The 12,935-nt window shown below is 63.9% G+C and carries 13 protein-coding genes; 5 read left to right on the top strand and 8 right to left on the bottom strand.

Annotation, left to right across the window (positions count from 1 at the left end; translation table 11 throughout):
- Positions 1-64: 64 nt before the first annotated feature.
- The 5 genes from trxB to AUC47_RS03850 are packed head-to-tail and all read left to right on the top strand — an operon-like array spanning position 65 to position 3,884.
- The gene (gene trxB / locus AUC47_RS03870) at positions 65-1,039 is read left to right on the top strand and encodes a thioredoxin-disulfide reductase (protein ID WP_067122903.1); all 975 of its coding nucleotides are present in this window, start codon (positions 65-67) and stop codon (positions 1,037-1,039) included.
- Positions 1,036-1,362 (top strand): thioredoxin, encoded by a 327-nt coding sequence (trxA, locus tag AUC47_RS03865; RefSeq protein WP_067122905.1) that lies wholly within the window; start codon positions 1,036-1,038, stop codon positions 1,360-1,362. Before trxB ends, trxA begins: the two co-directional genes overlap by 4 nt.
- Positions 1,359-2,450 (top strand): ACR3 family arsenite efflux transporter, encoded by a 1,092-nt coding sequence (gene arsB, locus AUC47_RS03860; RefSeq protein WP_067122908.1) that lies wholly within the window; start codon positions 1,359-1,361, stop codon positions 2,448-2,450. The genes trxA and arsB overlap by 4 nt, the downstream gene beginning before the upstream one ends.
- 2 nt (positions 2,451-2,452) lie before the next feature.
- Positions 2,453-3,448, top strand: coding sequence for a metalloregulator ArsR/SmtB family transcription factor (locus AUC47_RS03855; RefSeq protein ID WP_067122911.1), 996 nt, complete (start codon positions 2,453-2,455; stop codon positions 3,446-3,448).
- 28 nt (positions 3,449-3,476) lie between these two features.
- Positions 3,477-3,884 carry an arsenate reductase ArsC gene (locus AUC47_RS03850; RefSeq protein ID WP_017201945.1) on the top strand — a complete coding sequence of 136 codons (408 nt, stop codon included), beginning with the start codon at positions 3,477-3,479 and terminating at the stop codon, positions 3,882-3,884.
- 192 nt (positions 3,885-4,076) lie between these two features.
- Here the strand turns inward: AUC47_RS03850 and AUC47_RS16515 are convergent, their stop codons facing one another.
- The 8 genes from AUC47_RS16515 to AUC47_RS03800 form a co-directional block, all read right to left on the bottom strand.
- On the bottom strand, positions 4,077-6,404 hold the full coding sequence (locus AUC47_RS16515) for a zinc-ribbon domain-containing protein (RefSeq protein ID WP_179297502.1): 2,328 nt from the start codon (positions 6,402-6,404) through the stop codon (positions 4,077-4,079).
- Complete coding sequence (locus tag AUC47_RS03825) at positions 6,401-7,444, bottom strand: TniB family NTP-binding protein (RefSeq protein WP_067121516.1); 1,044 nt, start codon at positions 7,442-7,444, stop codon at positions 6,401-6,403. The genes AUC47_RS16515 and AUC47_RS03825 overlap by 4 nt, the downstream gene beginning before the upstream one ends.
- Positions 7,441-9,477: a Mu transposase C-terminal domain-containing protein gene (locus AUC47_RS03820; protein WP_096713911.1), complete on the bottom strand. Its 2,037-nt coding sequence runs from the start codon at positions 9,475-9,477 to the stop codon at positions 7,441-7,443. The genes AUC47_RS03825 and AUC47_RS03820 overlap by 4 nt, the downstream gene beginning before the upstream one ends.
- A complete protein-coding gene (locus tag AUC47_RS03815) occupies positions 9,470-10,294 on the bottom strand; it encodes a TnsA-like heteromeric transposase endonuclease subunit (RefSeq protein ID WP_061016260.1) in 825 nt (274 codons plus the stop codon). The genes AUC47_RS03820 and AUC47_RS03815 overlap by 8 nt, the downstream gene beginning before the upstream one ends.
- A 575-nt stretch (positions 10,295-10,869) precedes the next feature.
- Positions 10,870-11,076, bottom strand: a complete 207-nt coding sequence (locus tag AUC47_RS03810) for a hypothetical protein (protein ID WP_017201940.1) — start codon at positions 11,074-11,076, stop codon at positions 10,870-10,872.
- A 350-nt stretch (positions 11,077-11,426) separates the two neighbouring features.
- Positions 11,427-11,912, bottom strand: coding sequence for an RNA polymerase sigma factor (locus AUC47_RS16890; RefSeq protein ID WP_256999434.1), 486 nt, complete (start codon positions 11,910-11,912; stop codon positions 11,427-11,429).
- Positions 11,909-12,235, bottom strand: a complete 327-nt coding sequence (locus tag AUC47_RS16885) for a hypothetical protein (RefSeq protein WP_256999433.1) — start codon at positions 12,233-12,235, stop codon at positions 11,909-11,911. The genes AUC47_RS16890 and AUC47_RS16885 overlap by 4 nt, the downstream gene beginning before the upstream one ends.
- A gap of 324 nt (positions 12,236-12,559) precedes the next feature.
- Complete coding sequence (locus AUC47_RS03800; protein ID WP_081859903.1) at positions 12,560-12,814, bottom strand: hypothetical protein; 255 nt, start codon at positions 12,812-12,814, stop codon at positions 12,560-12,562.
- Positions 12,815-12,935: the final 121 nt, after the last annotated feature.

Genomic DNA, 12,935 nt, shown 5'->3' with positions numbered 1-12,935 from the left:
CCCGCCGGACCGTTGGCGTGACACCAGGCTTGCACGTTGTATCGATAAGTGTCAATATAGACACATGTCGATTCAAGAGGTTGAGCTGATCATCATTGGATCCGGGCCCGCCGGCTATACGGCTGCGGTGTATGCGGCGCGGGCGGGCCTTGCCCCGGTCGTGCTGGCCGGTTCCGTCACCGCGGGCGGTGCGCTCATGACGACCACCGAGGTGGAGAACTTCCCCGGTTTCGTCGATGGTGTCCAGGGTCCGGAGTTGATGGAGTCGATGCGCGCGCAGGCCGAGCGCTTCGGCGCCCGCATCCTTCTCGACGACGCTGTCTCGGTCGACCTGGCAGGGCCGGTGAAGACGGTGCGCACCGGATCGGGCGACACCTACCTGGCGCGTGCGGTGATCCTCACCATGGGGTCGGCCTACCGCAAGATCGGACTGGCCGATGAAGAGCGTCTCACCGGTCACGGGGTCTCCTGGTGTGCGACCTGCGACGGCTTCTTCTTCCGCGACCAGGAGATCGTCGTGGTCGGCGGTGGCGATTCGGCGATGGAGGAAGCGCTGTTCCTCACCCGGTTCGCGTCGAAGGTCACCGTGGTGCACCGTCGCGACACGTTCCGCGCCTCACAGATCATGGCGCAGCGGGTGCTCGAGCACCCGAAGATCGACGTCGCCTGGAACAGCGAAGTAGCCGGCATCCTCGGGACGGACAAGGTCGAGGCGGTCACGCTGCGCGACACGGTCTCCGGAGTGGAACGCGAACTCTCCGTGACAGGGGTCTTCGTCGCCATCGGGCACGACCCGCGCTCCGAGCTCGTCGCAGGCTCCGTCGACACGGACGCTGACGGGTATGTGCGGGTCGCCCACCCGTCCACCCGCACCACCCTCGACGGCGTCTTCGCCGCCGGCGACCTGGTCGACCACACCTACCGGCAGGCCATCACCGCAGCCGGCACGGGTTGCGCGGCCGCCCAGGACGCCCAGCACTACCTCGCGGCCCTCACGGACACCGCGCCCGCATTCGACGCCCAGGAGGTCCTCGCATGAGTGTCCCGATCGTGGTCACCGACGCCACATTCCAGAACGACGTCACCGACTCCGAGATCCCCGTCGTGGTGGACATCTGGGCCACCTGGTGCGGTCCGTGCAAGCAGATCGCCCCACTTCTGGACCAGCTCGCCGTCGAGTACGACGGCCGGGTCAAGATCGTCAAGCTCGACGCCGACCAGAACCCGGCCACGGTGACCGCCATCGGCGTCACCTCGATCCCCACGCTGGTCTTCTACAACCAGGGTGCGCGCGTTGACATGCTCATCGGCGCCCACGCCAAGCCCGCAATCGCAGAGAAGATGGAGGCGCTCCTCGCATGAGCTCCGCAACCGCACCCACCCCCACAACGACCACCCGCCGCCTGTCGACCCTCGACCGCTGGTTGCCGCTGTGGATCGGACTGGCCATGGTCGCCGGAATCCTCGTCGGCCGCTTCATCCCTGGCGTCTCCGAGCTCCTCGCCCACATCGAAGTCGGCGGCATCTCCGTGCCGATCGCGCTCGGCCTGCTGGTGATGATGTACCCCGTCCTCGCGAAGGTCCGCTACGACAAAGTCGCCGCCGTCACCGGCGACAAGAAGCTCCTCATCTCCTCGCTCGCACTGAACTGGGTCGTCGGACCGGCACTGATGTTCGCCCTCGCCTGGGCGTTCCTTCCCGATCTCCCCGAGTACCGCACCGGCCTCATCATCGTGGGCCTGGCCCGGTGCATCGCGATGGTCGTCATCTGGAACGATCTCGCCTGCGGTGACCGAGAAGCCGCCGCCGTCCTCGTCGCCATCAACTCCGTGTTCCAGGTCATCGCCTTCTCCCTCCTCGGGTGGTTCTACCTCACTGTGCTCCCCGGATGGCTTGGACTGGACTCGCAGGGACTGGAGATCTCGATCTGGCAGATCGCACTCAACGTGCTCGTCTTCCTCGGAATCCCCCTGATCGCCGGTTTCGCGTCCCGCCTGATCGGGGAGCGTGCGAAGGGCCGCGACTGGTACGAGGACACGTTCCTTCCGAAGATCGGACCGTGGGCGCTGTACGGCCTGCTGTTCACGATCGTGCTGCTGTTCGCCCTGCAGGGTGAGCAGGTCACCAACCGGCCGTGGGATGTGGCCCGCATCGCCCTGCCGCTGTTGGCGTACTTCGCCGTGATGTGGTTCATCGGACTGTTCACCGGGAAGGCGCTCGGGCTCGGATACGCCCGATCCTCCACTCTGGCGTTCACGGCCGCGGGCAACAACTTTGAACTCGCCATCGCCGTCGCCATCGGCACCTTCGGGGCCGCCTCCGGTCAGGCCCTCGCCGGCGTCGTCGGCCCACTGATCGAGGTCCCCGTGCTCGTCGGACTCGTCTACGTCTCCCTGTGGGCGGCCCGGCGCTGGTTCCACACCAACCCGTACACCGCTGAAAGGATGTAGCCATGAACGTCACGCTGACGACCACCGGCGACACCTGCAGTCCCGTCGCCACCCACGCGATCGGCGTCGACGCCGCCACTTCGGTTGCGGCGACGCTGAAAGCGCTGTCCGACCCGCTCAGACTGCGCATGCTGTCCGCCATCGCCTCCGACCCCCGCGGAGAGTCGTGTGTGTGCGACCTGGCCGAACTCGCCGACGTCTCCCAGCCCACCGTCTCGCACCATCTGAAAGTCCTCAAAGACGTGGATGTCCTCGTCTCCGAGCGGCGCGGCACCTGGGTCTGGTACCGCATCAACCCGAACCGCCGCGGCGCGGTCACCGCACTCCTGGACTCGTTCGCGCCCGCGACCGTGAGTGAGCCGTGGAGCGTTGAGCGCACGGACGCAAACACACGACCCGACTTCGACGCGCGCGTGACTCATCTTGCTGACGAGCTCGCCGACGAGATCCCGGAGATCGACGCCGACGTGGTGCTCACCATCGTCCGCGAGTCGTACACGTCCCTTGCCCGCACTGCTCGCGTCACCTCTGCATTGATCCCCTTGACCGAGAGGTTCGCCCGGCAGCGCCTCGCTGACCTCACCAGGGACCGCGACGCCTCCGTCCCGCAGGTGCTGTTCGTGTGCGTTGCGAACGCCGGACGCTCCCAGCTCGCCGCAGCACTCGTGAATCAGATCAGCGGCGGTAAGGTCGTTGCACGTTCCGCAGGGTCGAATCCCGCGGACGTCATCCACCCCCACGTCCGATCGCTGCTCACGGACATCGAAGGTGACATTGCCGCTGACCGGTATCCCAAGCCGCTCACCGACGACGCGGTGCGTGCGGCAGATGTGGTTGTCACGATGGGCTGCGGGGACGTCTGCCCGATCATCCCCGGCGTTCGGTACGACGACTGGGCGGTGGGTGACCCCGCTCTCGCGTCTCGCGAAGGCGTCGAAGCGATCCGTGACGATATCGCCGCACGCGTCCATGTTCTCGTGGACGACCTTCTCCTCTAACCCCTCTACCGCCCATTCAGGAGCAAACATGACTGACACCACCGTTAAGCCTTCCGTCCTCTTCGTCTGCGTTCACAACGCCGGACGGTCGCAGATGGCGGCCGGGTTCCTTCGCGAGATCGCTGGCGACCGTATCGAAGTTCGCTCGGCCGGGTCCATGCCTGCGGATCAGATCAACCCCACCGCCGTCGACGCGATGCAGGAACTTGGTATCGACATCACCGCCGAGCAGCCCAAGGTCCTCACCACCGAGGCGGTGCAGGCCTCTGACGTCGTGATCACCATGGGGTGTGGCGACGCGTGCCCGTTCTTCCCCGGAAAGCGCTACGAAGACTGGAAGCTCGACGACCCCGCTGGTCAGGGCATCGACGCCGTGCGGCCCATCCGCGACGATATCCGTGGCCGCATCGAACAGCTGGTGAGCGAGCTCCTCTGAGAAGTCCACGGGCTCGACAATCCGCGACGCTGACGTGAGTGGCGAGTCGGCAGTGCGATCTTGGTCAGGCCTTCATCGCTTCTCGACTCGCTCGCGTTTGGGCGAGCAGCGAACACGTGAGCCTCTGACCTTCGTGCTCGAAGGGTTCAGGGTCGCCAACCGCAAGCTCGATGGCGTTGGCACCTAGAGTCGCTATTTCCGGCAGTCGGGGCAGCGGGCGTGAGGCCTGCGGGTTCTGGTCTGAACTCTCGATGGCCACGTATACCCGCAGGCACAGTGCCAGGTGACTTTTCTCCCCGATCCGACAGTGACCTCGGTGGGTGAGAGGGCGTTAGAGGCATCCCACTGCGCTGCGAGATCGGGTCGCAGGGTTGCAAGGTCAGTCTCCCCTGGGATGGGTAGCTTTCCTGCGCAGTACGGGCAGCCGCAGCCGGACGTCCGGTTTTTGACTGTCGCGGGCCACGAGTGATTGCGGTGGCAGATCCACGACACTTTCACGTGGGAGGAGACCGTGACCTGATTTGGGGAGCAGTCGTTGCTGGGATCCCACTGTGCGGCGATGTCGGGCCGCAGTGTCGCGAGGTCAGTGGCTCCCGGGATAGCGACCCGGCCGGAGCATGAGGGGCACCCCGAGCCCGCGTGTCGGTTGGCGACGGTCGCTGGCCACGTGTGATTCTCAGCGCAGCGCCACTGGGCTTCATAGGAGCTACTGACGGTCACTTCGGAGGGTGTTCGGTCGTTCGCCCCCGCTTTGTGGTCCCATTCCGAAGCCAGATGAGGGTCGAGAGTTCCTAAGTCGTTGAATCCCGCGAGGACGACGCGATTCGCGCAGACGGGGCATCCCGTCTTGTCCTTCGTGCGACCCCAGACGGGAAGCTCCCACGTGTGACTCAGCGCGCAACGCCATACTGCGGGGTAATCCGAACCCGCGGTGACCTCGCTCGGAGTCTTGGAGTTCGCGCGGTCCCATTGTTCGGCGAGTTGAGGGTGGGTGGTGGCGAGGTCGTTGAAACCGGCGAGGGTGCGTTGATTGGAGCAGTACGGGCACCCGTGTCCTGAGCAACGGTCGCCGACAGCCGCGTCCCAGCTGTGGTCGCAGGGGCCGTGCCACCAGACGACGCGGTCGGATCCGGGGGTGACTGTCTCCGGGGTGATGGAGCTGTCGTTGAGTTCGTGATCCCACTCTGCTGCGAGGCCGGGGTGAAGGGTGGCTAAATCTGTTTCACCCGGTATCGCCCGGCTACCGCTGCAATAGGGGCATCTGCTTTCTTGCGTGGTGCGGGAGCGCACCTGGGCGGGCCAGGTGTGCTCGTGAGCAGTACACCTCCAGTTGATTTTCCGGGCGGAGGTGGCGCTCACGTGATGGGGGTCCCCACGGTTGGCTCCTGGGGTGGTGTCCCATTCCGCGGCGATGTCTGGCCGCAGGGTGCCGAGGTCGGTGTGTCCCGGCCAGAAGTCCATGCCGATGCAATATTCGCAGTTGGTCTCGGCAGAGCCTCGCACGTGGGGGCTTGCTTCCCAGGAGTGCCCCTCCTCGCACAACCACCAGGCTTTGTGGGAGACGTCGACTCCGGACCAGGGGTCGCGGGTGGGCGGGTTGCGATCCCAGTCCCATTCGGAGATGGCTTTCGGGTGGCGGAGGATCCACAGCGGGTAGTTGGCGGTGGTGTCGAGGATGCGGGGGACGTCGACGGTGTCGAGGGCGGCTTCCAGGGGGCGGAATTTCGTGGGGATGGTGTGGCGGCGGAGGGGGCGGAGCCAGAGAATCACGCGTTCGACGAGGATGTCGCTGTTGGTGAGGCCCAACGTTGCGGTGATGTCGAGTCGTAGATCTGCCGCCGACTGAGTGCGCCATCGTGCGGAGTGTGCACGATTGGACAGGATCTGCAGGACGCGCACCGTCGCGCGGTACAGATGTGCGCGGCGATCGATCTCGCGTACCGCGCTCATCAAGGACGGATTCTGCCCGGTCTCTGCGTTCTGGGCGGAGAGCGTGTCGTTGTCGCGCACCATGGCCCACACTTGACCGTGCAGTTGCGTGGTGACCCGACCAGTGGCGACGAGTAGACGGAAAGAGAGTTCCGCGTTCCGAAGCGTGGGATCGAAGGGAACGATCACCTGGGTATCGGGTTCGGTTCCGGGACCGACCCACACCATCTGCCCCGGGTGTCGGAGACAGAAGTTCTCCCGATCGTGGGGAATCTGCTCGACCGTCTCCCCGGCACTGCATAGGCGGCACAGGAAGCGCTGCGGGTAGGCCCGTGTGGAGTCCGGTTGCGCTAGACCTTTCATGCGGAGGTAATGACCGGCTGGGCGCCCCGCCGTCGCCTCGACCGTCCGAGCGGCCGCTTCGTCGTCAATCCAGACGCGGTGGATGTTCGGTTGCGCTCGGCTGGTCAGTGCCCTTTCGGCGAAGTCGAACGGTACTCCTGCGGCGCGGCATTGCCGCTGCGCGTAGGAGCGTGGCGTCTCAAGATGATGCCACTTGGGTCGTTTCGCCCACGCCTGCGTGCTGATCATGCGGCGTCCACCAGGTCGTCCAGGGTGACGTTGTGTGTGTTGAGCGTGGTGCGCCGGAGAGTATCGAGAACCCCGAAGAGTCGCTCGCGGGTTACGGTCTCCGAGGTGCGCGATTCGTCGCGCAAGATGGACGCGACGAGGCGGTCCACGATCATCGCGAGAACGGCGAGTTTCCCGTCGGCGGCGTGGACTAGCGTGCCGGCGTTGCGGGTGAGAAGGCCGTGGGCGTGCCCGCATAGCGGTAGGAAGCTGTCGAAGGTGGCGACCCATTTGATCCATTGTTCGAAGTCCTCTTGGACGGCGGGGTCGATCTTGTCGAGTGTGACGAAGTCGCAGCGTGCGCTGACTTGCAGGCCGTCGCCCGTCTTGAATGCTTGGTCGAGATTGATTCCAACCAGGACGACGGTCGCACAGGACTCGTTCTGGAGGGCTTTAATGACACTGGAGGGTTCAGTCCCGCCGAGCTTGTGCGCTTCGTCGATCACGAGCAGCTTCGTGCCGTGACGGTGGAGGGCTTCGACGGCAAGCTTCCGCAGCCTGTCGGTGGCGATCTGTTTGGGGAGAACGATGGTGGGGGCGAGAAACTCCACGATCTGGGCAAGGAGAGCTTTCCCGGTCGAGTGTTCGGTCATCTCCACCCAGACGACCGGTGCGTCTCCGTCTCTGAGGTAGTCGGGGTGTTGGGCTGCGTGTCTTCGTTCTACGGATCGAGCCAACAGGAGAGCGAGCTCTGTCTTGCCGGAGAACATCGGCGCGGATATCATCAGCCCGCGCCGCGAGTTCTTCAGCCGAGGGTTGATCCGGATGAGGTCCTCCAGAATGCGAGCGCAGACCGTTTGCTCGCGTGTCTTCACCCTCAGCGTCAGTCGGAGAAAGTCTTCGCGAGCTTGGTCGTATAGCTCTCGTGCTTCACTGTCCAGATCTGTGTACTGACGGAAGGTGATCTTCGGCGGGGATGCGGGCTCGGCGTCGAATGCTTCTCGAAGCCCTGCAAGGCTGGTCTTGCGGTCATGGTGGAGGACGAGTGGGGTGATCTTCATGAATCAAGCTCCTCTGCTTGGGCGAGATGTATGTCGGGGGATGTCCAATCGATGGTGCTGATGTCGATGGGTTTGGCCCATTGCCGTAGTGGGATCGGTGTCGTTGTCGCGGGGCCTGGTTCACGTTGCGCTTCGACCTTGAGGCGCTGTTGCTCTCGCTTGTGCTGGGTGCGTTTCCGTTTGTCTCCTCGTTCGCGACTTTCGACGCGGTCGATCCACTCGCGGCGGCGGTCTGGATCGTCGACTGCGGCGTCGGGGTATCGCGCAAGGAGTTTCATGTCGATCTCGGCGACCATCGGTGCTGTCTTCTCCCGTAGAGCGATGTCCCAGCACTCGATCCACACACCGGTTTCTGGGTGACGCACCCAGACGGCATTGGCGTTGTAAGGGTCGAAGCTCACTGGGAATTTCCTGGCTTTCGCTGATCCCGGTTCAGCGCCCGTGAGGGAGCGATTGCGGAGATCTTCCAGGTGGGGTGAGTCATAGCGGCGATTGTGGAGTTCGATCCCTGCGCGACCGATCATGCGCCGTTCCGTGGGCAAGAGCGCGAGGTACTCCTCAACTCCGAAGGGCACGGGGACGCCGGGTCCTACAGCGAACAGTTCGGTGTACATCTGATTCGGGGTGAAGATGCGCCCCGGGGAGCTCGTCGACTTCAAGCCACGGTGGGGCCTGTTCAGGTAGATGTTCGTTATCCAGCTGTCGAGGATGAGGCGAAGCGAATCCAGGGTGAGGGTGGGGTCGTCTTTGGCGGCCCGATGGGCGACGGAGTTCCCCACGAAACCGGCCAGCCATGCGGCGAAGTCTGTCGAGAGGGTGCCGAAGTTGCGTTCAACGTGTGGTTTTACCGTCGGCGTTCTGGAGGGGGCAAGTTCCCTGTGGATTCCGTACGCACTGCAGGCATCTCTGAACGTGCGGGACCGAAAATCTGCTCCACCATCGATAGTGATCGATCGCGGGAAGATCCATGGGACGGCCAGAGAATCGTCGGTGAGGAAGGGGTTCACCTGCTTCATCAGGTCGGACGGCAACGTGGCTGACCCTGCGAGGGTGGCTGCTCCTGAACCAGGTACGGCTTTGCGACCGATGACAGCCCGGGCGAGCAGGAGCGCATGGTCGAATCCGCCGGGGCTGTCCGCGTGAATCGCCCAAGCGAGCGGTACCCGGCTTGCGACATCGAGAAGCACGGTGAGTGTCGGCCGGAACTCGCTGTTCTCATCCCAGACGAGAACGTCGAGTTTCGTTGAATCGATCTCGCATCGCTCCCCAAGTTGATAGGCAGCCCCGGAGTAGTACTGACGCTTGGGGCTGTTGTCGGTGTTTCGCCGGGTGGTCGCTTTGTCGAAGCTGTAACGGCCGGCAGCCCGCTCGTTGATGTAGCCCTGGAGGGTGCGAGCCTTGATCTCACATAAAGGATCGCCGGGGTAGGTGGTCTCGAGCGCTCGCCTCACCAAGACAGCGCACCGGCGTTTGCTGCTCGTCGACTTGTCCGTCTGACGATCGAGGAATCGATCGATGATCGTCACCAGCCGTGGATCTGCCCGGCTGATGGCGAGTCGCTGCTCGCCCTTGCGATGCATGCGGGCATTCAGTCCGGCTGCACCGCCTTGCTGGTACGTCTTCCACAGGAGGTGAAAGGTGCTGCGCGCTCGCCCAAGTGAAGTGCCTTTTAGCTCGAGCAGCTTCGCGTCAACACGTGCGTTCTGAGTTGTCAGTGCAGGGTCATATTGTGCCCGAGGAGCGGAGGCCAACGGATCCATCGGCTTGCCAGTGAACGCCTCAAGGAGATGGGCTTCCATATCGCATACGTCGGTCGGCCATGCATCCCCGTCCGGCCGAAGAGATACGATGCGATCCCGTTGGGCTGTTCCGGCCTGGAGCAGGAACTCGTCTACGGACATGATCAGGTGTCGATCGGGTGCGCTCTCAGATCGGAGCTTCACCTCTAGGCCAGGGATGATGTGGACCCAGACCCAGCTCTCGCCGTCAATGTCGAAAGTGTCTCCGAGCTTCAGCTTCTTCTCGTCAGACACCGATCGCGTCCGTTCTCTCCCGATGGGCGGTAGTCAGTAGCGTGTTGCTGTTGAAGACCGCCGACAGATCGAGCTCGAGCAGCCTGCGCCAGGCGAGGTTGTCAATCCAAGCGCAAGCAAGAGGTGGGCAATCTGGTGATGCCAGCTCGCATAACTCCCGGCGAGTCTTGCCGAGAGTTGCCGCCTCGAGGATCCGGTCCTTGACGGCAGCAGGCGGCCTGCAGCGGTCATGACGCGACGCCGACAACCATTCGACCACGCGGGTCGCATGAAGGCTGTGGCCGGAAAGCACCTGATATTGCCAGCCGAGCGTTGCCGACACTCGCGCCGTCTCATCGAACTGCAGTTGCGCATACTCGTCGATGAGTTCCTCTGGCCTCACGTCCCGAACGGCATAAGAGCCGTCCGACATCTGCAACAGGAAATCCGGCACATGCCAATGACCGGCCATCGGCGAGCGGACGCCGAACACCACGCCAAACGGCTGCGACCACACCCTTTCGGCCTGTCCGCCATAATCGAGCCACATCAACTCGTCGCGCTCGAACTGAGACTCACACCACACGTGGCTGCGGGTGCGACTCCAGAAGTACTCAGATCCTGTGAAGAAGTGGCTGGCGCCCTTCGATACTCGAACCTTCATGGGGTCGATGACAGACCAATCCAAACGGCCGAGACTTCGGTCGACCGGTGCGAACGAGGTGTTGTTCGCATAGCCAGTCTCCGAACGATGATCACGCGGCACCCAGTGCAGCTCCGACTCTTTCGAGAACCGTCGACGAGCGATCATCCGTGCGATCTCAGCTGGCTTCATCATCACTCCCGGAGGGAGGCGGATTGCCGGTAGGCACATCTTCGTCGCCTGCGCCCAGGATCAGCCCGGTCGGCTTCGACGGGCTTCCGACACACCGGCGCGGACCGGATATCGTTCGATCTGATCTCGAGTGGCCCGACGTGAAGCGAGAACCGCATCGTTGGTCGCCCGATGTCACTCGGGACTCCACCGGCTTCCGTCGCAAGGTCTAGGCAACGCAAGGCCAGACTTGAACGAACGAGGGGAAAGCTCCCCCACTAGCCTTCGGGTGAACAGTACTCGCCGCCGGCTTCCGGTGAACATTGCCGGCTCCGGCGCTGCGGCAGACATTGAGATGCCGGTCGGCGTTGCCGTCCCGGGCGCTCACGCCTTGGCGTCCGCGGAGACCGTTGCGGACCCCGACCTCGTGAGACTGACCATCCCGCTCCCCCAGTGCAGGACCCGTCCCGCACGAGATGCTCGACGGGAACCTCGTCATCGACAAGGTGAACTACTGACCGCCACCGACGGGGTTCTGGAGGCCCTCGACTTACACAACGAGGGCCTGCACGTGTGCACGTGCAGGCCCTCAGGTTCGATTAGACGCGCTGGCTGATCGTGCCGCCCGGGTTGCGGTTGGCGGTCGATTCGGTGACGAACCGGCCCGACGACGCGGAGCGGTGCACCGTGGTCGAGTTGCTCGTGCCGGAACCGACACGTTCGGTGGTGGTCTTTCCGGGCCAGCGGGCCGCAGCGGCCTTGGAGACGAAACGACCGGTGGATGCAGAGCGACGAACGGTTCCCATGGGAACTCCTTCACTGATTGGTGCCGGGGTGCCATGAGATGGAGCGCCGCTAGTCTGCGGCTGCCAACTCCGGTACAGTCAGTGCTCTGGATGAGACCTGACCTTCTCAGGGCTTGTGAGCCGTCCCGTTACCGCGGGGCGGCTCTTTTCCGTTGTGATCCCGACATCTCGGTATATGTCCGCCGCTGGTCACTTCCCCTCGCGGCCTCTCAACTGCTTCGATTGAGTCTTGCCCGTCATCGATCGCGAGACGAGCGACTGCGCTTTGTTGGCGGAAACGGTTCGGCGTGCCGCCTTCGCGTTCTGGGTCCCGAAGGACGAGCGCTCGATCTTGCCTCGAAATTCACTGCTCATGCGGACTCCCGGTTCTGTCGTACTTGCTGACGTGCGCGCGCGATCGCCGACTCCACCGCTTTCGCGGTCATGCCAAGCTTCTCGCCGATCTCCGCGTGCGTGAAGCCATGCGTCACGTTCAGATAAAAGGCTGAGCGGACACGCTCGTCCTTGATGCTCCCGAATGCACGACGCAGCTCGTCCTTGATGTGCGCCGCCTCGCTCGCGTCGGGAGCAGCCGACGTCGACGGACCCTCCTCGAAGTCGTCGGCCCAGGCCGCTGCGGGCGGCGGAGCCTGCGGCTCCGCATATGAACGCAGCTCTTCTCGACGCCAACGCTTGTAGACGTTGCTGAACTGCAGAAGGCACTGGCCCACGAAGAACGTGCGCAGGGAAGCTCCCTTGGCGGGGTCCCACTTGCCCGGGACGAGCACCTTGTCTCGGAACGCGGTGAGGGCGAGCACGATCGTCTCATCCGCCAGGCTCTCGGCCTCTTCGATCATCGAGCCCGGGCGGGCTCAGGCTCCAGTGCGCCGAAGCCTTTTCGCTTCACCTCGCCACGAATCTGCCCTTTGTAGATCCACCCGCGGATGACAGCCCACCCGTACTTCGCGATCTCATTCGCGAACAGATCGTAGTTCCGGCCACGGTATCCGCTGGCCTGGAGTGCGGTCGCGAGTTCGCGGTCTCCAGCGAGCCGGTCGAAACGTTCCTCGGCGCGATCGCGGTCTGCCTCGGCCAGCCAGGCCTGATCCGTTGCCCACGCGATGAGAGTAGGAACGCGATCGGGGGACGAATGCCCTTCGGGCTCGTCGTTACCGGTCATAGCGTTCCCTCACGATCCTGGTCAGCTCATAGTCACCACGATCCCTCATATGTCCGACATTGCAGACTTCCCCTCGCCTCTCGCAAGAAAATGTTGAGCAACCTCACGGTTCGGTGCCGCCCGCCGTACACGATCGTTTGCGGCGTGGTTTCGCATTCGGTTCTACTGGTGGTGCCGCAAGCGAGGCCTCGGACCCATCTCCGCTTTCCAAAATCTCCCGCTGAAGACGCGAGTGAGCACAGCAGGAGGGAGCGTGCAGCAGACGACCCGCCGAAAACGATCGTTTCCGGCGAGTTCGCGTCGCCCGTCATCGTGCGCCCGCCGTTAACGTTCGCCGGTATCTGCTTTCGGCAGACGTTTCCGGCGTTCAGGTAGCGGGTCTCGCTCGTCGTCCGCCGATGCGAGTTGGCGAGGATGGTTTCGTTCCGCGCGGAGTTGCTGCTCGATCTTGGCGTGTGCTTTTCGTTCGTTGCGGTCGGCTCTGATGATGGACCGCAGGACGAACCAGAATGCTGCGACGACGGCGATCGTGGGGATGACGGACCAAAAGGCGTTGGTCCAGTAGTCATTGAGATTCATCCGCGCCTCCCGGGGGTTCACGCAGCACGAGCGCCAGTCCGACGATCGCGAGGATGAACGCTGTTTCGTAGCTTCCGAGCGTGTATGCCCAGAGTGACCGTTGGTCTGGAACGGTTGTGTC

Source organism: Microbacterium sp. SZ1, assembly GCF_002362255.1.
Classification (GTDB): Bacteria; Actinomycetota; Actinomycetes; order Actinomycetales; family Microbacteriaceae; genus Microbacterium.
Note: the sequence above shows the minus strand (reverse complement) of the source record. Positions and strands in the feature narration are given on the sequence as shown.